At 51.7% G+C, this 21,064-nt stretch carries 19 protein-coding genes; 9 read left to right on the top strand and 10 right to left on the bottom strand.

The window, feature by feature from the left end:
* Window positions 1-56 precede the first annotated feature (56 nt).
* The 4 genes from brnQ to phoB form a co-directional block, all read right to left on the bottom strand.
* Window positions 57-1,376 (bottom strand): branched-chain amino acid transport system II carrier protein, encoded by a 1,320-nt coding sequence (brnQ, locus tag HA49_RS14110; protein ID WP_038018595.1) that lies wholly within the window; start codon window positions 1,374-1,376, stop codon window positions 57-59.
* A gap of 391 nt (window positions 1,377-1,767) precedes the next feature.
* Window positions 1,768-2,871: a cobalamin-independent methionine synthase II family protein gene (locus HA49_RS14105; RefSeq protein ID WP_038018592.1), complete on the bottom strand. Its 1,104-nt coding sequence runs from the start codon at window positions 2,869-2,871 to the stop codon at window positions 1,768-1,770.
* A gap of 231 nt (window positions 2,872-3,102) precedes the next feature.
* Window positions 3,103-4,419: a phosphate regulon sensor histidine kinase PhoR gene (phoR, locus tag HA49_RS14100; RefSeq protein ID WP_038019451.1), complete on the bottom strand. Its 1,317-nt coding sequence runs from the start codon at window positions 4,417-4,419 to the stop codon at window positions 3,103-3,105.
* A 14-nt stretch (window positions 4,420-4,433) separates the two neighbouring features.
* The gene (phoB, locus tag HA49_RS14095; RefSeq protein ID WP_038018579.1) at window positions 4,434-5,123 is read right to left on the bottom strand and encodes a phosphate response regulator transcription factor PhoB; all 690 of its coding nucleotides are present in this window, start codon (window positions 5,121-5,123) and stop codon (window positions 4,434-4,436) included.
* A 247-nt stretch (window positions 5,124-5,370) separates the two neighbouring features.
* On the opposite strand from phoB, the gene sbcD reads away from it, so the two are divergent.
* Together sbcD and HA49_RS14085 are read left to right on the top strand one after the other, a co-directional pair.
* Window positions 5,371-6,609, top strand: coding sequence for an exonuclease subunit SbcD (gene sbcD, locus HA49_RS14090; protein WP_038018578.1), 1,239 nt, complete (start codon window positions 5,371-5,373; stop codon window positions 6,607-6,609).
* Window positions 6,606-10,289, top strand: a complete 3,684-nt coding sequence (locus tag HA49_RS14085) for an AAA family ATPase (RefSeq protein ID WP_038018575.1) — start codon at window positions 6,606-6,608, stop codon at window positions 10,287-10,289. The genes sbcD and HA49_RS14085 overlap by 4 nt, the downstream gene beginning before the upstream one ends.
* On the opposite strand, the gene qhpR is transcribed toward HA49_RS14085, so the two are convergent.
* The gene (gene qhpR, locus HA49_RS14080; protein ID WP_084706438.1) at window positions 10,286-11,323 is read right to left on the bottom strand and encodes an AraC-like transcriptional regulator QhpR; all 1,038 of its coding nucleotides are present in this window, start codon (window positions 11,321-11,323) and stop codon (window positions 10,286-10,288) included. The genes HA49_RS14085 and qhpR overlap by 4 nt on opposite strands.
* Window positions 11,324-11,494: 171 nt before the next feature.
* The gene (locus tag HA49_RS14075; protein ID WP_038018569.1) at window positions 11,495-12,499 is read right to left on the bottom strand and encodes a phosphotransferase enzyme family protein; all 1,005 of its coding nucleotides are present in this window, start codon (window positions 12,497-12,499) and stop codon (window positions 11,495-11,497) included.
* 266 nt (window positions 12,500-12,765) lie between these two features.
* On the opposite strand from HA49_RS14075, the gene eat reads away from it, so the two are divergent.
* Window positions 12,766-14,136 carry an ethanolamine permease gene (gene eat, locus HA49_RS14070; RefSeq protein WP_038018566.1) on the top strand — a complete coding sequence of 457 codons (1,371 nt, stop codon included), beginning with the start codon at window positions 12,766-12,768 and terminating at the stop codon, window positions 14,134-14,136.
* Here eat and HA49_RS21990 read toward each other — a convergent pair.
* A complete protein-coding gene (locus HA49_RS21990) occupies window positions 14,124-14,246 on the bottom strand; it encodes a hypothetical protein (protein ID WP_281177714.1) in 123 nt (40 codons plus the stop codon). The two genes, eat and HA49_RS21990, sit on opposite strands and share 13 nt — an antisense overlap.
* 36 nt (window positions 14,247-14,282) lie before the next feature.
* On the opposite strand from HA49_RS21990, the gene rdgC reads away from it, so the two are divergent.
* Window positions 14,283-15,194, top strand: coding sequence for a recombination-associated protein RdgC (gene rdgC, locus HA49_RS14065; protein ID WP_038018564.1), 912 nt, complete (start codon window positions 14,283-14,285; stop codon window positions 15,192-15,194).
* Window positions 15,195-15,235: 41 nt separating this feature from the next.
* On the opposite strand, the gene ppnP is transcribed toward rdgC, so the two are convergent.
* Complete coding sequence (gene ppnP, locus HA49_RS14060) at window positions 15,236-15,520, bottom strand: pyrimidine/purine nucleoside phosphorylase (RefSeq protein ID WP_038018563.1); 285 nt, start codon at window positions 15,518-15,520, stop codon at window positions 15,236-15,238.
* Window positions 15,521-15,795: 275 nt separating this feature from the next.
* Here ppnP and HA49_RS14055 point away from each other — a divergent pair, with 275 nt between their 5' ends.
* The 4 genes from HA49_RS14055 to HA49_RS14040 are packed head-to-tail and all read left to right on the top strand — an operon-like array spanning window position 15,796 to window position 18,895.
* Window positions 15,796-16,617 (top strand): ABC transporter substrate-binding protein, encoded by an 822-nt coding sequence (locus HA49_RS14055; protein WP_156994679.1) that lies wholly within the window; start codon window positions 15,796-15,798, stop codon window positions 16,615-16,617.
* Between the two features lies 1 nt (window position 16,618).
* Window positions 16,619-17,428 carry an amino acid ABC transporter ATP-binding protein gene (locus HA49_RS14050; RefSeq protein ID WP_038018557.1) on the top strand — a complete coding sequence of 270 codons (810 nt, stop codon included), beginning with the start codon at window positions 16,619-16,621 and terminating at the stop codon, window positions 17,426-17,428.
* Window positions 17,428-18,216, top strand: a complete 789-nt coding sequence (locus HA49_RS14045; RefSeq protein ID WP_046791842.1) for an amino acid ABC transporter permease — start codon at window positions 17,428-17,430, stop codon at window positions 18,214-18,216. Before HA49_RS14050 ends, HA49_RS14045 begins: the two co-directional genes overlap by 1 nt.
* Entirely contained in the window at window positions 18,206-18,895 is a 690-nt protein-coding gene (locus tag HA49_RS14040; RefSeq protein ID WP_038018555.1) for an amino acid ABC transporter permease, read from the top strand. Before HA49_RS14045 ends, HA49_RS14040 begins: the two co-directional genes overlap by 11 nt.
* A gap of 15 nt (window positions 18,896-18,910) precedes the next feature.
* Here the strand turns inward: HA49_RS14040 and aroL are convergent, their stop codons facing one another.
* Entirely contained in the window at window positions 18,911-19,435 is a 525-nt protein-coding gene (gene aroL / locus HA49_RS14035) for a shikimate kinase AroL (RefSeq protein WP_038018552.1), read from the bottom strand.
* Between the two features lie 362 nt (window positions 19,436-19,797).
* Here aroL and HA49_RS14030 point away from each other — a divergent pair, with 362 nt between their 5' ends.
* Window positions 19,798-20,496 carry a DUF2076 domain-containing protein gene (locus tag HA49_RS14030; RefSeq protein WP_038019445.1) on the top strand — a complete coding sequence of 233 codons (699 nt, stop codon included), beginning with the start codon at window positions 19,798-19,800 and terminating at the stop codon, window positions 20,494-20,496.
* A 28-nt stretch (window positions 20,497-20,524) separates the two neighbouring features.
* On the opposite strand, the gene HA49_RS14025 is transcribed toward HA49_RS14030, so the two are convergent.
* Window positions 20,525-20,968, bottom strand: coding sequence for a YaiI/YqxD family protein (locus HA49_RS14025; protein ID WP_038018548.1), 444 nt, complete (start codon window positions 20,966-20,968; stop codon window positions 20,525-20,527).
* Window positions 20,969-21,064 lie beyond the last annotated feature (96 nt).

Genomic DNA, 21,064 nt, shown 5'->3' with positions numbered 1-21,064 from the left:
ACCTGTAAAAAGAAAAACCACGGGCGGGCCCGTGGTTTACCTGTCAATCGCAGTGATTATTGACGTACTTCTACCTGCTGGCTTCCTTTCACCCGGTCAACAATGACACACACCAGAACAATCACCAGTGTCGGAGGCAGCCATGATAATCCCTGATCGGCCAGCGGCAGATTCTGACAGAATCCTGGCAGCAAGTCTTTAAATTCACTACCTTTCACTGCATCGACTATTCCAAACAACAGGCTTATCAGCATGGCCGGCGCAACAATACGGGCGCTTTTATTCCACCAACGCACGGTAAAGCTCAGCAATACCAGCACAATACAAGGTGGATAAATCGCGGTCAGTACCGGGATAGAGAGCTGAATCAGATGACTCAGTCCCAGGTTAGACACTACCATGGAGAACAATCCAAGAATAAATACCAGCGTCCGATAAGATAATGGTAGCAGTTGCGCAAAAAATTCAGCACAGGCACAGGTCAGGCCTACGGCAGTCACCATGCAGGCAACAAAAATCAGTGCCCCCAGGAACAGGCTGCCACCACTGCCAAATGTCTGCTGGACGTAAGCATGCAGGATTGCTGCACCATTTGAGCTCTGAGCCACCAGGTGACCACTACCGGAACCCAGTTTGAACAGGCACAGGTAAACCAGTGTCAAACCGATACCCGCAATAATCCCAGCCAGCATGGTGTAGCGGGTCAGTAATCCCTGGTCTTCAATACCCCGGGAACGGGCCGCATTAACAATAACGATCCCGAACACCAGAGCTCCCAGGGTATCCATGGTCAGATAACCATTAACGAAACCGTTCGAGAAGGCGGCATTTTGATAAGCCTCCACCGCCGGAATTTCACCGCCTGCCGGCCACATAATGGCGGCAATACCCAGAATAGCCAGGGCGACGATTTTCAGTGGCGCCAGGAAATGGCCGACGGTATCCAGCAGTTTGCCCGGGTAAAGTGAAATCAGGATCACCAACGCGAAATAGATAAGGCTGTAGATTAGCAGAGGGACGGCACCGTCTCCCGCCAGCGGCGCAATACCAATTTCGAAAGAAACGGTGGCGGTACGCGGAGTGGCAAATAACGGGCCAACGGCCAGATAGCAGACAGTTGCCAGCACCAGACCGGCCGCCTTACCAATAGGTGAACTGAGGGAATCAATCCCCCCGCCCACTCTGGCAAGTGCTATTACTGTAAGTACCGGGAGGCCTACTGCCGTAATCAGAAAACCAATTGCCGCAGTCCAGACATGTTCCCCGGCCTGAATCCCCACCATCGGCGGGAAAATAATATTACCTGCGCCAACAAACAGGGCAAATGTCATAAAGCCCAGCGCAAGGATATCTTTTGAAGTTAAACTTTTAGTCATAAATTACTCTGCACGCCATGTGCTGAAAGTACCTGGAAGTTGGGTTTGGTAATCATTCACCTCTGAGCCATGACTCACCTGAATTGCGGATCAGAACAGGTCCGATCAGCAAAGCCGGGTGAAATTAGGATTATTTTTTTTCACCGATACTGAATGATAACGGCCATAAGTAAAACTTTTATAGCGATGAAAGGCAATATCAGATCGGAAAACCAGTATGAAATGCCGAATACAGAGTAAAAAGCAGTGGAAATATGCGGATTATGGTTTATACAAGGAGGATGATTTGTTTATTATTTGTCCGACAGAGGGTCTATCCATGCATTTATCCTATGAAACGTACACATAAAGCGCAAATATTGCGCCTTATGTAGTACAACTTCGCGTTAAATCACCAGACTTCGCTGGCAATACTCACCACACTGCGGACTTTTTGCCATTGCTGCTGTTCAGTCAGGCTATTGCCCTCTTCGGTGGAAGCAAATCCACATTGCGGACTCAGACAAATCTGGTCGAGGCTAAGGTACTGGCTCGCTTCGGCAATACGAGCCTTCACGCGGGCAGGATCTTCCGGTATACCGTCTTTGGTGGTAATTAATCCCAGCACTGCCTGCTGATGTCCGGGTTTAATAAAGCGTAACGGCTCAAACCCGCCGGATCGTTCATTATCATATTCCAGAAAAAACGCATCGACATTAACCTGACCGAAAAGGATTTCTGCGACCGGTTCGTATCCTCCCTCAGAGATCCAGGTGGAACGGAAATTCCCACGGCAGACATGCAGACCGATCGTCAGATCATGAGGTTTACCAATCAATGCTTTGTTCAGTACCTGTGCGTAAGTCTCTGCCAGCACCTGCGGATCATCCCCTCGCTCCCTGACCTGTGCACGCTGATCTTCTGAACAGAGATAGGCCCAGACAGTATCGTCGAGTTGCAGATAACGACACCCTGCATCATAAAAGGCACGAATCGCATCACGCCAGGTCGTGGCCAAATCATTAAAATATTCAGCCAAATCCGGGTAGACGGTTTCATCGATATATTGACGACCACCACGGAAATGCAGCACGCTCGGGCTGGGAATAGTCATTTTCGCCACACTTTTACCGGCAATACTCTGCAGGAAACGAAAATCCTCCAGCATAGGATGATCACCAAAACCCAGTTTTCCGGTGACCCGCACACCACGAGCCTTAGTCTGCACCCCGTTAAACTGAATCCCCTGCTCAGCTTCGAAAGGTTCGACCCCTTCCAGTCCGTCGAAAAAATCAAAATGCCACCAGGCACGGCGAAACTCACCGTCGGTCACAACCTGTAAACCAGCAGCCTGTTGCTGCTCAACGACTTCACGAATTGCGTCGTTTTCAGCTTTACGCAGTCCTTCGGCATCCAGACGCCCCGCTGAAAAGTCTATCCGTGCCTGTTTTACCGTTTCGGGACGCAGAAAACTCCCGACAATATCAGCGCGAAACGGTGCCTCTGTTCTTTGCATAATTATTCTCCTGATGCCGGAGCAGGCCGGCGACTCTGATTAAGCCATCCAGACGGCTATTTCTGTGATTTTTTCAGGGTGGCATGAGAAAATCAGCCTGACAATTGAATATAACTCATTCTTCATGAATTTATTTCATCTGGAGGGTGAAATCGACAGGTAATCTTCTGTAGAAGATAGGTGTCATCGGCCACACTATCACCGCACAGCGGACTCTGCGGTGATAACCGGTTATTCAGCGGAGACAGCAATAGCTGCATTCGCCGGAACATTCATCCGTGCAGCCAGAGAAAAACTGAAGCAGGTACAGTATCCGGGTTCACTGGTGATGGATAACCGGGCTCCGTGGTGACCCAGCGCATGTTTCACAATCGCCAGACCCAGACCACTACCGCCGGTATTGCGTGATCTGGCTTTATCCACCCGATAGAAACGTTCGGTCAGGCGAGGGATATGTTCAGCGGCAATCCCGGGACCATCATCGGACACTGAAAAGTAAGCCCCGTCTGAAGTGCGTTTCCAGACAATCTCAATGTGGGTGTTTTCAGGGGTATGATTGATGGAGTTATAGATAAGGTTAGAAATGGCACTGCGTAGCTGTTCATCGTTACCGTACACCCGCAGCTTTTCGTCAATAGAAAAACTGATTTTTTGCCGTCCCTGACTGAGGGTTTCGGCTTCCTGCTGGAGCATATGCAGCATTGCCGGAACATCAACAATCTCTTTCATATTCAGTGCGGGGGCCGCCTCGATTCGGGTTAAAGTCATTAGCTGTTTAACCAAGCCCTCCATGCGCCGGGACTGTTCCTGCATCGTCCCCACCGCCCTGAAGTAAACACTATCCTTCAGCTGACTATCTTCCATCATCTCCAGATATCCCTGGATCACCGTGAGTGGTGTGCGCAGTTCATGGCTGACATTGGCAAAAAAGTGACGCCGCATATTTTCCAGTTGCCGCATCTGAGTCATATCTCTGGCACTGATCAACCACTGCCCTTCACTGTAGGGCATGATCCGGAACTCCATATGGTGCCCGTTATTCAGCAGCTGAGTCAGTGGGATTTCGAATCTTTTAGCTTGCAGGTAACGGGAAAATTCAGGATAACGGAGCAGATTAAGGATATTTTGTCCGTTATCTTCCGGCCAGCGTAATCCGAGATATTGTTGCGCCAGCCCGTTGCACCAGAAGATGTTCCCCTCTTCGGTGGTCAGGATCAGTCCGTCCGGCAGCGATTCGGCACCACTGCGGAAGCGTTTAATCAGATCACGTAACTCCCCACGTCGGCGGCGATTACGCACCTGCATCAGGTATAAGCCATGAAACAATGGTTCCCAGCTACCTTTGCCGGTGGGTGGGGTAATAGTTCTGTCGACCCACAACCAGTGTGACAGACGCATCAACTGGAAAAAATGCCAGAAGAGTAATACCACCACCGCCAGCAGCAGACACCAGCCTAACTGCCGGGTCATTAGCCCGGCGATGCCACCCACCAGGCAGACCAGCAGAAATTCAGATAACAGGGTGCGCCACGAAAGTTTGTCCAGCACGAGTGACACTCCATTCAGAAACGGGCAGAGAACCGATATCCTGTACCACGGACTGTTTGTACCATACGCTCATGGCCGGTAAATTCCAGGGCTTTACGCAGACGACGGATATGGACATCTACCGTCCGGTCCTCCACATAAACATTAGTCCCCCACACATGATTCAGCAATTGTTCCCTGCTGTAGACCCGTTCAGGGTGAGTCATAAAGAAATGCAGTAATTTGTATTCAGTGGGTCCCATTTCTACCGGAGTTTCCCCCGACATGACCCGATGAGAAGTGGGGTCCAGTGTCAGTCCCTGAATATCAATCAGTTCATCATCCGCGGTCGGTGAAATACGACGGATCACCGCTTTGATCCTGGCAATCAGTTCTTTCGGTGAAAATGGTTTGGTCATATAGTCATCAGCACCGGCATCCAGCCCCCGAACCCGATCCTCCTCTTCCCCTTTGGCTGTCAGCATGACCACCGGAATATCCCGGGTCATCGCTTCTTTCTTCAGGTAGCGGATAAACTGAATACCACTGCCGCCGGGTAACATCCAGTCCAGCAGAATCAGATCAGGCCAGGGTTCGATCAGTTTTTTTACGGCACTGTCATAATCCTCAGCTTCGATGGGATGATAGTCATTCTGCTCCAGGACGAAACATAACATTTCGCGAATCGGAGCCTCATCTTCTACGACCAGAATGCGTTTAGCCATTGTTTCTCCAGCGAATATCTTCGGGCATTTCCGAAGTTGCGGCGCCATTATGAGTCAGTTTTATGACAGTTTTATGAATAAAAGCCAGCTAATTTTCTGCAAACATGTCATAAAAACTGATTGATGATGGCTAACCACAGAGCGCCACAGACCCTCCGCGTGCCTTCATCATCGCACTACCACTCTTTTTTTATCCGAGGGCCGGCAACAGGTATACTGCGTTCAGCAGGGTGAAACCGGGAGCATTATGAAAATTATCCATACCTCTGACTGGCATCTGGGTCAGTTTTTTTATACCCGTAGCAGGGCTTATGAACATCAGTCTTTTCTCGACTGGTTATTGCAGCAAATCACCGACCTCCGGGTTGATGTTCTGATCGTTGCCGGAGATATATTTGATACCGGTTCGCCCCCCAGTTATGCCCGGGAAATTTACAATCACTTTGTCGTTGCGTTACAGCAGACCGGTTGTCAGTTGATCATTCTGGCCGGGAATCATGATTCGGTTGCAATGCTCAACGAATCAAGGGAACTGCTGGCGTGCCTGAATACCCGGGTGATCGCCAGTGCCGGCACAGACATCAGCAATCAACTGGTGATTCTTCGCGATAAGCAACAGAATCCCGCAGCTGTGCTCTGTGCCATCCCCTATCTGCGCCCAAGGGATATTCAGTTAAGCCAGGCCGGGCTGGATAGCCAGCAGAAACAACAAAACCTGTTGCAGGCCATCACTGATCACTACCGGCAGTGTTATGACGCCGCACTCAGGCTGCGGGTTGAGCTGGGGCAACCTGAATTACCCGTGATAGCCACCGGACATCTGACAGCACTGGGTACCCGCAGCAGCGAATCCGTTCGGGATATCTATATCGGTAGTCTGGATGCCTTCCCTGCCTCTGCCTTTCCTCCCGCCGATTATATTGCTCTGGGGCATATCCATCGGCCACAACAGGTCGGCGGGCAAACGCATATTCGTTATAGCGGTTCACCGATTGCGCTGAGTTTCGACGAACCTGGCTCAGAGAAGAGTGTCTGTCTGGTCGAATGTGGTCCTGGTCAGCCACTGACGGTGACCACTCTGCCGATCCCCTGTTTTCAGCCCATGCAGACCCTGAAAGGTTCGCTGGAAGAGATTGAAACACAGCTCAATGCAGTGACCCGTGATGACAGCGGGCGGCCGGTGTGGCTGGATATCGAGGTCACGCAGCAGGACTATCTGAGTGACTTACAACAACGCATTGAAGCTTTAGTCTCCGGTAAGCCAGCTGAAGTATTACTGTTACGACGCAGTCGTGAACGTTCGACGGCGGGTATTCAACGGATGGAGAATGAAACGTTAAATGAATTAACGGCAGAAGAGGTGTTTATGCGCCGTCTGGAGCTGGAACAACAGCTACCGGAAGCGGATCGCCAGCGGCTGCTTACCCTTTACCTGCAGACTCTGGAACAGGTACAACATGCCGTACAGGAGCAGGACTGCAAATGAAAATACTGAGCCTGCGATTCAAAAACCTTAATGCTTTACGTGGCGAATGGACTATCGATTTTCGTCAGTCACCGTTCGCCGGTAACGGTCTGTTTGCCATCACTGGCGATACCGGCGCAGGTAAGACTACCCTGCTGGATGCTATTTGCCTCGCGCTCTACCACCAAACGCCACGGCTCGGCCCGGTCACCCCAACCCAGAATGAACTGATGTCCCGCGGCACCAGTGAGTGCCTGGCAGAAGTCGAATTCGAAATTAAAGGCCAGGCCTGGCGGGCCTTCTGGAGCCAGAACAGGGCCCGGGGCCAGCACAACGGTAAACTTCAGCCCCCACGGGTTGAGCTGGCGCGCTGCGAAGATAATGTTATCGTCGCTGACAAAATCCAGGATAAGTTGCGGATCACTGAGCAACTTTCGGGGCTGAATTTCCAGCGTTTCACCCGCTCCATGATGTTATCTCAGGGTCAGTTTGCCGCTTTTTTGAATGCACCTTCTGCAGAGCGGGCAGAATTGCTGGAAGAACTGACCGGCACCGAAATTTACGGACAAATATCACAGGCAGTGTTCGAAAAGCACAAGCAGCTACGTCAGCAACTGGACAATCTGCAGGCCGGTGCTTCCGGCATTCTGTTACTGGATGAAGAAACCCGCGTTAAGCTTAGCCGGCAACAGACGGACCTGCAGCAACAGGAGCAGCAACTACAACAGGAGAGCCTGTTGATTAGTCAGGCACAGCAATGGCTGCAGCAACACCAGGTACTGACGGGCAAACGCCTGCAACGTGAGCAGGAACATCAGGCAATCACCCTGCGATGGCAGCAGGCCGCCCCAGAGAGACAGCGTCTGGCCACCAGTGAACCGGCAGAAAAAGTGCGTGGCATCTGGCAGCAATTGCTACGCCAGCAGCAGGAACAGCAGCAACTCACGGCTCAGCAACTCGCCTCACAGCAGCAACTAAACCATGCAGAAGCATTACAACAACAGTCGGTGAGTCAGTATCAACAGGCTGAATCCGCACTTCAGCAATTGCGGGAACAGCAACAACAACAGGAAACATTGCTGACCGGGCAGGTGATCCCATTGGATCAGCAAATTGCCACCGGGCAGCAGCAGTACGACCACAGTCGCCAGCAACTGAACTCACTTCAGCAACAACTGGCACCGTTAATTCAGCAGCACAACACCGTTGTTCAGCAATCAGCAGCGCTCGGCCAGCAGAGAGAGCAATGGCAACAATGGCGGGAAACTCACCAGGGGGTTGCCAGCTATGGCGCGCATTTACAGCTCTGGCAACACCGTCTGACCGGGTGGCAACAGCAACAACAGGATGTACTGGAAACTGACCGGCAATTAAAGGAACATCAGCAACAGACAGCCGTACTGCAAAAGTCACTGACAGAACTGAATCAACAGATTCAGCCGCGTCAAAAAGATGAAACCATAGCGACAGAGGCTTTCCAACTGCGTGAAAAGCAGCAGCAGGCACTGGAAGCAGAGGCCGCCACGGACGGATTACGTCACTCGCTTGAACATTCTCAGACACAGCGTCATCTCCTCCAGCAACTGTTACTTCTGGACTCAAAAGCAGTCCCACTGCAACAGCAACAGGATCGTCTGCGACAGGAACACTCACGGTTAAACCAGCAAATCACCAGCGATGAGCAATCGCTCGAACAATTTCGTCGTCATTATCAGACGGAGAAAAAGCAATTGCAGGCCGTCACCACGCTGTGTGAACTTGAGGCTAAAATTGCCAATCTTTCGGTATTACGTGACCAACTGACTGCCGGACAGCCCTGTCCACTTTGTGGGTCCTGTGAACATCCTTCGGTGGAACACTATCGCCAGTTACAACCGGATGAAAATCAGCAGGAAAGAAAACGCCTGGAGCAGTGTGTTGCCACACTTCAGGAACAGGGTATCCAACAGAAAACAGCGCTGATGCAGGCACAACTACGCACTCAGCAACTGCAAACTGAGATCAATACGCTGAGTACTGAGCTGGAAACCCTGGGTCGGGAATGGCAGCAACTGACCCTCAGCAGCCACATCAATATCGAATTCAGTGACCACAGCGCACTTAAGCAACAGATTCAAACCCTCGACCAGCAGGAAGCCGTTACCCGCCAACAGTTACAGCAACGGGAAGCGGCTGTGCAGGCCTGTCAACAGGCACGGGAAGCGATGTATCTCTGCCGGGAGAAATTACAGCAACATCAACAACAATTAAGTTTGCTGAATCAGCAACTGGACAATAGTCAGAAAAAGAGCCTCGAGTTAAGTGAACGTCACCGTCAGGCCGTAGCACAGGCCGCTGAACGCTCAGAACAATTGCGCACTGATATTTGCCAGTACTCTCTGGATCTGCCGGAACAGAGCCATGATGCTGAACGATGGTTTTCAGAGCAACATCAACTTTGGGGTGACTGGCAGCAGAATGAAAAACAACTCCGTGACAGTGAATCTGAACATATCCGGCTGACGTCTCTGCTGGAAAGTCTGCAACTGGAGCTCACCCGGCAGAAAAACGCCGTACAGCAGGCAGAAGAGACCGCCGCACAGCAGTTCACTGCACTGGAGGAGCTGCGCCGGCAGCGGCAGCAACTGTTCGGCGATCAGCAGGTCATTACCGCCCGCCAGACGATGCACGACCAGCTACAGCAGCAGGAACAACAGGTACGCAAGCTGCAACATCAATGGCAACAAACCCGGGATCAGCTCAGCCTGCACAATGGTCAGCACAACCAGTTGGAACAACAAATCGTTCGCCTGAATGCACAAACCTCAGATACTGAGCGAGAGTTCGATGCTGCTCTGCAACACCAGGGATTCAGCAATCGTCAGGCATTCAGCGATGCCCTGCTGGACGAACATGAAGCCACTGTACTTCGTCAGCAACTTGAGCAACTGGACCAGTCACTGCGCCAGGCCGATATTCTGCAACTCCAGGCGATTGAAGCCGAACAGCAGCATCTGCTGCAACGTCCGGAACTAAGCCAACAGGAAATTACGCTCCTGGAGCAACAACAGCAGACATTACATCAGCAACTGAAAGAAAATCTGCATCAGCAGGGAGAAATCGGCGAGAGACTGCACGCGGATAACCGCTACCGGCAGCATCAGCAACAGTTACTGGCGCAAATCAGCCAACAGCAGCGGTTACTCGCCGACTGGGATCATCTTAACCGCCTGATTGGCTCAGCCACCGGATCGGTATTCCGCCGCTTTGCTCAGGGACTGACACTGGATCATCTGGTGTGGCTGGCTAATCAGCAACTGGCGCGCCTGCATGGCCGCTATTTATTGCAACGTCAGGCAACGGATGCTCTGGAGCTGTCGGTGATTGATACCTGGCAGGCAGATAATCAGCGTGATACCCGCACACTGTCAGGCGGCGAAAGCTTTCTGGTCAGTCTGGCGCTGGCGCTGGCATTGTCAGATCTGGTCAGCGATAAAAATCGCATTGAGTCGCTGTTTCTGGATGAGGGTTTTGGCACTCTGGACGGGCAGACACTGGATGTCGCTCTGGATGCTCTGGACAGCCTGAACGCCAGCGGTAAAACCATCGGGGTCATCAGCCATGTAGAGGCCATGAAAGAGCGAATCCCGTTGCAAATCCGCGTCATCAAGGTCAACGGGCTAGGCTACAGTAAACTGGAGCTGCCAACAGGTCCTGGCTAAGCCGTTTCCGCCGGCCGGATCTCCTGCCGGCGCCATTGCCGTGGGCTGATACCAAACCAACGGCGGCAGGCCCGCGAAAATGCGCTGACTTCCGAGTAACCGAGTAGCATCGCCATTGATGAAACCGACAACGATTTTTGCTGAAGATAATGGGTGGCCAGTTCACTACGCACATTGTCCACTAACCCGGAGAAACTGACGTTTTGCTCACGCAGCCGGCGTTGCAGCGTCCACGCGGATAACCCCATACTTTCGGCCACCTCCTCCAGCACAGGTTCCCCATTGCTTAGCAACAGGTGTATCGCCGCGCGAACTTTCCCGGTCAGTCCCTGGCTGTCACGGGTAATATTCAGTCGTTGCAAAGCATCCCGCATCACCATCAATAACATCGGATCGTTATCCGGCATACTGCGTTGCAGATCCCTTTTGGCAATAATCAGTGAATTGTATGGCTGATCAAAATAGACCGGTGCATCGAAGATTTTACAGTGCTCATGCCAGTTTTCAGGACGGGAATGTTCAAAATGCACTTCGCGGGGTGCCCAGTGCTGCCCCGCCCCATGGCGGATCAGATTCATAAACATACCCAGTGTCAGCTCTGCGTCCTGCCGGCGACTCAGGATAGCGCCGTGACGCACCTGATAGTCCAGCCGCCAGTAATCTCCTTTATCGGTACGGCGGACCAGCGTATCGTGCTGGTGAAAGGGAAATGCCTGTACCACGTTGTTCAGCGCTGTTTCCAGCGTCGGAGAGCACAGCCCAATGTAACCAATCAACCCCAGTGACTGGGGTTTAAACTGACGGCCATAATGTAGCCCGAAATTATCGGTTCCGGAATGACGTGCAGCCTCTTCCAGCACACGGCAGTAGTTCACCAGTCCGAGGCTGAGCGTCGGGCTACTCAGCAGTTCAGGATCGACACCACTTAACCCGAAGATTCTGTCGGCATCACCGCCCTGGGCGGTGATAAAATCACTCAGCCCGGTGGCCGCGGCCGCCAGTACGCCACGATTACCGGCCATCAGACCGGTCATCGCCTGCGAAGTGCTGTGCAACAGTGCTATCGGTTGTTCCATTGTGCCTCTCCGGATTGCCGAAACTGCACGGATCTATGCAATTTTCGTACCAGAGCACAATGGAGTCATACCGCGGCTTAGCCGCAGCCTGCCCGGTAACTGATCTGCGTATTGCACAACCATTGTGCATTACTGCCCTACCGGCCAGCGGTCAGTCTCCAGATAGCGACGGCATAAACGCACAGTCTCCGCCGACCACTCCTGTTCCAGTCCACGCGCCATTTCTGTCCTGGCATGCGATCCCATCCAGGCGCTGAGCTGTAACCGGCGCTGCATCAGTAAATCCGGCAGTATAGCCAGATCTTCATCGCTGATATGGGCAGACTTTTCATATCCTGCCAGCCAGTTATCGATCCAGTCTGCTGCCCGGGGGTGATGTTCAAAGAAGCTAATGGCTGCCGCCAGGTCATGCATGTACCAGCCAAAGCCACAGTCATCAAAGTCGATAATTTTGGTCTGCCCCCGATGATGTAACAGGTTAGTCAGCCTGAGATCGGCATGGATTAGACCATAGCGTTCTTGCGGCTGCCCATAGGCAGTCAGACGCTGGTTAATTTTCTGCAACGCCTGACCAATCAAGGGATAATGCTGGCTCTCCAGTCGGGGGGCATCCTGCCAGCGCCCCCAGTGTCCCTGCTCTCCCACCATGGTCTGGTGATCCCAGATAATGCGCTGAAAAGTGTCCGGTCTTTGCCACTGACGGCTGTGCCGGTGCAGTCTGGCGGTGACTTCGCCAAGTGCCCGGAAAGCCACAGGATCGACACTGGTGGTTGGCATTTCGCCATCCATCCAGTGAAAAATGACCACATGCCGGACATCTCCGTCTTCTGTCTGTAACGTCTGAACCTGCTCGCCCTGCGGGTCTCTGACTGCCTGGGGAACTTCAATGCCACTTTCTCTGAGCGCATCCAGCCACAGTAATTCACTGGCGATATCCTGCTTGCTGTGATAATTCGCCCGATGAAGCCGCAGGGCATAACGCTGTCCCGCGGATACCAGCGAAAAGGTCGCATTTTCAGAACGACAAATCAGCGACAGCTGTCCGTCACTCAACTGCGGATAGTGCTGCAGCGCCGCCGTGGCTATCTGCATCAATTGCTGGTCAGTTAAAGAATCATTCTGCTGTACATCCATTATCCGCACCCCGATTGGTCATTAAGTCTGTCATGGTTAACTTCAGCATGCCTGCGGTAAGTGACGTATTTCCTGACTCTGCAGCAGCAAAACCTGGCTTTACACGACAAATACGCAGAATCGGAGAGCGAAGTTGACTTCAGATGACAAATTTATGACGGCCAGGGTCAGGTATTCTGACTTCATCGCGCGGCATTATCCCTGTGACAGCTTATTCCGCAGGTCTGAGATCCGGCGGGAAGTGCAAATACGACGGGGATACAATCATGACAACAAAACTTAAGCCCACGCTTGGTACCTTTTCACTGTGGGGAATTGCCGTAGGCCTGGTCATTTCCGGCGAGTATTTTGGCTGGAGTTATGGCTGGGGCGTCGCAGGAACTCTCGGCTTTCTTATCACCACACTCCTGATAGCCTTGATGTACGGTTGTTTTATTTTTAGTTTTACCGAGCTGACCACCGCCATTCCGCATGCCGGAGGCCCTTTTGCCTATAGCCGACGGGCATTCGGTGAAACCGGCGGGCTCATCGCCGGGCTGGCAACCCTGATTGAGTTTGTATTTGCCCCACCGGCGATTGCCCTGGCTATCGGTGCTTATCTGAACGTACAGTTCCCTTCGCTGGACCCGAAGATTGCGGCAGTCGTGGCCTATCTGGTATTTATGGGACTGAATATCCTTGGCGTCAAACTGGCGGCGATGTTTGAACTGATTGTTACGCTGCTGGCGGTGGTTGAACTGCTGGTGTTTATGGGCGTGGTCTCTCCGGGATTCAGCCTGGCAAATTTCACCGCCCACGGCTGGGCCGGCGCTGAAGGTTTTGGGCTACAGGCAATCAGTGGGGTTTTCGCCGCCATTCCGTTTGCGATCTGGTTTTTTCTGGCAATCGAAGGTGCCGCCATGGCAGCCGAAGAGGCGAAAGATCCGCGTAAAAATATCCCACGAGCTTATATCGCAGGAATTCTGACGCTGGTCGTGCTGGCCATTGGCGTGATGCTGTTGGCCGGGGGGGCGGGTGACTGGCGTAAACTCTCAGATATTAACGATCCTCTGCCTCAGGCGATGAAGATGATTGTCGGTGAACACTCGCGCTGGATGCATATGCTGGTGTGGATTGGCCTGTTTGGCCTGATTGCCAGTTTCCACGGAATTATCCTGGGCTTCTCACGGCAGTTTTTCGCGCTGGCACGCGCCGGATATCTGCCCCCCTCACTGGCAAAACTGTCGCGTTTTCAGACCCCTTACCGCGCAACCCTCGCCGGAGGTGTTATCGGCATCATTGCAATCTTTAGTGATAACTGGATTCATCTGCAGGGTATGACACTGACCGCCGCGATGATCACTCTGGCCGTGTTTGGTGCCATTGTGATGTATATCATGAGTATGTTGAGTCTGTTTAAATTACGCCGTAGCCAGCCGGAGATGCCGCGAAGTTTTAAGGCCCCGGGCTACCCGTGGGTGCCGGGTATTGCCCTGATTCTGGCCATTGTTTGCCTGGTATCGATGGTCTGGTTTAATCCGGTAATCGCCCTGTTGTTTGTGGCGATTATGCTGGCCGGTTACTGCTATTTCCGTCTGACCTCTGCCCAACGCCGGCAAGCCCCTCGCGATGAGTTACTGGTGAGTCAGGAGTCATAAGCGTACAACGTGGCAGGAATACTTTCTGCCACGCTTTCCCCTTCCCGTGTAAGTTTCTCTGATTTATTACTACGAATGCTGAAACCCGCCCAACGATTGGGTATCATCACCCGGCAATCCGGACAATGCTGGCTTAAGGAATTCAGATGCTGTGGTTTAAAAATATGATGGTTTATCGTCTTAGCCGGGAAATCCCGTTATCTGCTGACGATATGGAGAAACAACTGAGCGCATGCAGTTTTACCCCCTGTGGTAGCCAGGATCAGATGAAAACCGGCTGGGTCCCCCCACTGAATAACCAGACCGACTCACTGGTGCATTTCAGTAATGGTCAGATGCTGCTTTGTGCCCGTAAAGAAGAAAAAATCCTGCCTTCACCGGTGATTAAGCAGGCACTTGAGGCCAAAATCAGTCGTCTGGAAGCCGAACAGCAACGGAAACTGAAAAAAACCGAAAAAGATTCACTGAAGGATGAAGTCATTCACAGTCTGTTGCCACGTGCCTTCAGCCGCTACAGCCAGACATGGTTGTGGATTGACACACAACATCAGCTGATTATGACTGACAGTGCCAGTGCCAAAAAATCTGAAGATTTACTGGCACTGTTACGTAAAAGTCTCGGTTCATTGCCGGTGGTGCCACTCGCGTTGGAAACGCCGGTTGAACTCACCCTGACCGAATGGGTCCGTTCCGGCAGTCTGCCGGCCGGGTTTGCCCTGCTGGACGAAGCTGAGCTGAAATCTACGCTGGAAGAAGGCGGAGTGATTCGTTGTAAGAAACAGGCACTGGTCAGCGATGAAATTGCTCATCATATCGAAGCCGGAAAAAGGGTGACTAAACTGGCTCTGGACTGGCAGGAACGTCTGCAGTTTGTGGTCTGTGATGACGGGACTCTCAAACGTCTCAAGTTCAGCGAGACTCTGCGTGAACAGAATGACGATATTGATCGTGAAGATCAGGCATTACGTTTTGATGCAGATTTTGTATTGATGACCGGGGAACTGGCCGCGTTTACTGAAGCCCTGGTTGCCGCTTTAGGTGGCGAAGCACAGCAATAACAGGCTTCCATGCTCTGCAAATGCAGAGCATGGAAAATCCGTTACAGATAACGGCACAGGTAGGCGCTGTCTTCCGCGACCTGTAAATAGAACTCGCTATTGCCTGGCACATTAAATACCTGCCCTGCTTCATACCAGCGCCATTCGGTTTCACCTGGCAGTAACACTTTCAGAGAACCACTAACCACCGTCATCTCTTCCGGTTTTCCGGTACCAAAAGTGTACTCACCTGCAGACATTACCCCAACCGATGAAACTCCGGACAGCGAATTTTCAAAACCAATCGACTTTACTTTACCTTCAAAGTACTCATTAGACTTCAGCATGCAGATTCCTTAATAGTCAGCAGGGTGTTTAAGACAGTGTAAAAGCAGTGTATTCAACTTGTCACGTAAATAATCAGCCCGATCATCAGCTTAATAAATTGCGCTGCGGGGGTTTAACCACAGAGCCAGTTTCGGGCTGATTCGCTGCGCACATTCTCTTTAATACATTTTTCTTATAGATAAGCATTTTTATGAATTTTGAGATAGCCATAAATTATGGGAGCGTAGTGACCAGACAACAAATGATAATAATCTCCCGGGGGATGATGACTGTGATGCTAACTCAAGGAAAAAAAGCGATTTTTGCAATCAGCCTGCTGGCGCTGAATAGCCTGGTAATTTCTGCTGCTCATGCAGATCAATTAGCGGATATTAAAAAGGCCGGGGTGGTGAAAGTGGCCACCTTTGATGCTAATCCGCCCTTTGGATCGATAGATCCTAAATCGCATGAACTGGTGGGGTATGACATCGATTTTGCTAAAGCGTTGGCTAAAGCCTGGGGCGTCAAATTACAACTGGTGGCGACTAACCCTGCCAACCGAATTCCATTGTTGCAGTCGGGCAAAGCCGATCTGATTGTTGCTGATATCACCATTACGCCTGAGCGGGCACAGGTGGTCGACTTTTCCACCCCTTACTTTGTGACCGGCCAGCAATTTTTGGTCCCGGCCACGGCCAGTAACTCTCTGGACAGTTACAGCAAAGACCGGATTGGTGCAGTCAAAGGCACCACCGGTGAACAGGCACTGCATCAGCGTTTTCCGCAGGCCCGGGTACTGGCTTATGATGATATTCCTCTGGCATTAACCGCACTACGCAACGGTAATGTTCAGGCCATTACCCAGGACAGTACGATCCTGGCAGGGCTGCTGGCAGAAGCGCCGGATAAACAGAAATTTAAGATCCTGCCAGACCTGCTGAGTAAAGAAGAAATTGGTATTGGTGTCTCTAAAAACCAACCGGCATTGCTGAATGCGGTCAATACTGAACTGGTCAGTCTGGAGAAAAGTGGCGAGGCAACTACCATCTATAACCGCTGGTTCGGCCCGGGCACTCCAGCCCCACAACCCCGTAATTTCACTATTAAAGCTAACTAAGATGTCTGTGCTTTCACCTCTGTCCGCCGCTACGGCGGACAACTCATCACCACAGGCACAGATCCTGTTCCGTCAGGTCAGTAAGCGCTATGGCAGCCATCAGGTACTTGAGGGTATCGATTTGTCAGTAAATGCGGGTGAAGTTGTGGCGATTCTTGGACCTTCGGGTTCCGGAAAATCAACCCTTATCCGGCTGGTCAATCAACTGGAGTCCATTACCAGTGGCGAGATTTTTATCGATAACCGACCGGTTAGTACTCTGAAAGGACGCTCATTGCAGGACCTGCGCCAGCAGATCGGATTTGTTTTTCAGCAATTTAATCTCTATCCCCATCTGACGGCACAGCAAAATATCACTCTGGCTCTGGAAAAAATTCATCATCAGTCTTCTGAACAGGCCAGACAACGGGCGCTAACCTTACTGAAGCAGGTCGGTCTGGCAGATAAAGCCAACCATTTTCCTGCACAGTTATCCGGGGGGCAGCAGCAAAGGGTCGCCATTGCACGTGCTTTATCATCGGAACCGAAAATACTGCTGTTCGATGAACCGACGTCAGCGCTCGACCCCGAAATGATTGGTGAAGTATTGCTGGTAATGAAGCAACTGGCCCACAGTGGCATCACATTACTGGTCGTGACTCACGAAATGCAGTTTGCCAGAGAGATTGCCGACCGGATTGTGTTTATCGACCAGGGGCAGATTCTGGAAAACAGCCATCCCGGGGATTTTTTTCGCGCTCCGGAACATCCACGCGCACAACGCTTTCTGCAAAAAGTTCTCAATCCTTTGCATCAGGAACCTGAGCCTTAATGATTCATTTAGACTGGCATGGTGTGCTTTCCGGACAACCACTGCAATGGATTATTTCCGGTTTTCTTACTACGGTGTGGGTTACTCTCGCTGGCTGTATTCTTGCCACCCTGCTGGCAATACTGTTACTGGGGTTACAACTCAGCCAGTTTCGCCCGGCTCAGGCTATTGTTGCTGTCTGGGTCTCGGTATTTCGTAATACCCCGATTCTGGTGCAACTGCTGTTCTGGTATTTCGCCGCCTGGAATCTGCTACCGTCGGACTGGAAAACGGTGGTAAATAATGTTTACCCCTGGTCGGTACTACCAGGGAATGTCTGGTGGCTGACACCCGAGTTTATCTGCTCTGCCTGGGGCCTGGCGGTTTTTGGTTCAGCATTTCTGGTCGGCGAGACAGAGTCAGGTATTCGTGCCATCTCACGTGGCCAGCAGGAAGCCGCTCTGGCCCAGGGGTTCCGTGGCTGGACACTATTACGCTGGATAATCCTGCCCCAGGCACTACGCAATGCCTGGCAACCGATTATCGGGCAGTACCTGAATCTGATGAAACTATCATCTCTGGCCAGCGCCATTGGCTTTGCTGAACTGACTTATCAGGTCAGACAGATTGAAAGTTATAACGCTCACGCACTGGAAGCATTTGCAGTAGGGTCTGCCATTTATCTGTTTACCGGACTGCTACTGGGCAGTGCTTTGGGGGCTTTGGGCCGCAAAGTCTTCAGTAGTCCTGCGACTTACCGACCTGCGACGATTAATGTGTTGCCTGAGAGTGAACCTGATGAACGCTGAAATTTCGGTCATTACCGATAATCTTGGATATTTACTGTGGGGGCAAACGGCCCGGGGGACACCCGGCGGCGTCGTTCTCACTCTGTTGATGACGGCGGGTGGCGCCCTTCTGGCATTACCGCTGGGTATTCTGTTGGCTGCCAGCGCAAACTATGGTTCTGCAACCTGGCGCAGATTGCTGTTTATTTGGGCTGATCTGATTCGCGGTATTCCTCTGATATTTGTGATTTTTTGGTTATGGTATTTGCTACCGATGCTCAGTGGTATCGAAATCCCGGGACCACTCACCGTGACCCTGGCGCTGGCCTGGTTCACTTCAGCCTCAGTGATGCATACGGTACTTTCCGGATTGGCTGCATTGCCGGCGGGTCAGTCTGAAGCGGCCCGGGCACAGGGTTTCGGTACTGCAGCCACTTTCTGGTACATTTTGCTACCGCAGGTACTGCGAAATATTCTGCCCTCGCTGACGGGTATCTTTATCAGCCTGTTAAAAGATACTTCGCTGGCTTTTATCGTTAATGTTCCGGAACTGACCACACTGGCCGGACAGGTCAATAACCGGGTACAGATTTACCCCGTGGCTGTATTTATATTTACCGGCGCGGTCTATTATCTGTTGTGTTTTGGTCTGGAATTGCTGACTAAACGCTGGCAGAAAAATCGCCGACAGTGGATATGAAGGGTGCCGGGAACATTACCCGGCACGCTGCTGTGATAACACCTGCAAAATATTACTGACCACTTCCTGTGGCGCACGGCAAGCATCAATGATGTGGTGAGCTGTAGCGGAATAGAGCGGGCTTCGGACTTTTAGAATATCACTCATTTCTTCGGTAATTGGCCGGCCAGTCAGTGTTGGACGCTGTTCTGCCTCAGGATCAGCACTCAGCCGCTTAGCAAGCTCCCCTGGTTCAACGCTCAGCCAGAAAACCCAGCCGTGGTCACGCATAAACTGGCGATTTTCCTGACGCAGGATAATCCCGCCACCGGTTGCTATCACTGACGACTCCGCAGTCACCGCCACCAACGACTCAGATTCTTTATGACGAAAACTTTCCCACCCTTGTTCGTCAACTATTTGTGCAATGGTGCACTGTAATGACGATTGCAAATGATGGTCCGTATCATGAAATGCATAGCCCAATGTCTGTGATAACAGATGTCCTATGGTTGTTTTTCCACAACCCCGGGCACCTATCAGATAGATGGGTAATGACATAAAGGCCGATCCTCCGCCGGGATAATTTTAAAGAGACTGAATATAAAGCCTGTGCATAATAACCGGAAATAGCGTCCACAACCACCTGAAGACAGCGGTTACACGTGTTAAATACACCCTCCCCCGCCACTTCAGACTGACCGCAATATTTTTTTACCGCGATCACGTTTACTTTAGCTAACGCCACCCTCATATATAGTGGGCTGAACCGGGATTTTGCCAGATTTAGCCAACAGTATCATAATTTCAGGGCTCCGGTGATTACTGTGACAACTGCCGGCGCCGGTTTGTAACAAAATGTCACAATCATTATCCCTGAACTCCGGGCGATGATGACATTTAAGATGATGAGAGGTTTCACCATGCAGAGCGAAGAACAAAAACTGATTGATGGTCTGTTTAGCCGGTTACAACAGGCTGAAAGCCAAACCGGCCCGCGCGATCCTGCGGCAGAACAGTTAATTAAAACCCATCTGCAAAATCAGCCCGCGGCGGCTTACTATATGTCGCAGGCATTGCTCATTCAGGAAGCCGCACTGAAAAAACTGAATGACCGCATTTCTGAGCTGGAAACACGACTCCAGCAACAACAACAGCAGCAGCCACAGCAGAGTAGTGGCGGCTTCCTGGCCGGTTTATTTGGCGGCGGCAATTCCCAACCTCGCCAGCAGGCCCCCCGGGAAACATCCGCCTGGGGGAATCCACAACAGCCCCAGCAGGCCCCTGCACAACAACCCACCTATAGTGCTCCGCCGGCAGCGGCACGGGGTACCGGCTTTCTCGGCGGGGCGTTACAAACTGCAGCCGGGGTCGCCGGTGGGGTTGTGTTAGCGGATATGCTGACCAGTATGTTCCATCATTCACAGCCTGAAGAAATCGTGAATATTATTAACGAACCGGAGCCACAGCTCCCGGACGTTGACCAGAACCTCGATACGTTTAATTACGGAGATAACGGCCTGCCGGCTGATGATAACCGCTGGGATGATAACAATAGTGGTGGGTTTGACAGTTTCTTTGGCGATAATAATTTCAACGATGACGATGACAGCTTCCTGTAATCGTCCCGTCTGGTAAGGTCAGGCAGCCTTAGCGCTGCCTGAACCATTTATCCAGTTCATTCGCAAATAACTGCCTGTCTTTCTGATTCAGGGCCGCCGGGCCACCTGACGCGATTCCACTGGCCCGCAGCGTATCCATAAAATCACGCATGGTCAAACGCTCACGAATAGTCGCCGGAGAATACCGTTCTCCTCGTGGGTTGAGTGCAGCAGCCCCTTTTTCCAGAACTTCAGCCGCCAGTGGAATATCTGCGGTAATCACCAAATCGCCTTTCGCAACCTGCCGGACGATTTCGTTATCCGCCACATCAAACCCTGCAGCAACCCGTAAGCTGTGCAGCCAGGGGGATGGCGGCAATCGCAGTGACTGATTAGCGACAAAAGTAATATGTGTTTGCGTTCTTTCGGCTGCACGATAAAGTATTTCTTTGATTACTGTCGGACAAGCGTCTGCGTCAACCCAGATAGCCATAATCATTCCTGCCAGGGACTAAACCCGAATTGTGAACTATTATGCCGACGGAGAACAACTATTTATCGCCATGTTGTCAGGCGAATAACCTGAGTC

The organism is Tatumella morbirosei (genome assembly GCF_000757425.2).
In the GTDB taxonomy this organism is placed as follows: Bacteria; Pseudomonadota; Gammaproteobacteria; order Enterobacterales; family Enterobacteriaceae; genus Tatumella; species Tatumella morbirosei.
This window is presented reverse-complemented; position numbering and strand designations above follow the sequence as displayed.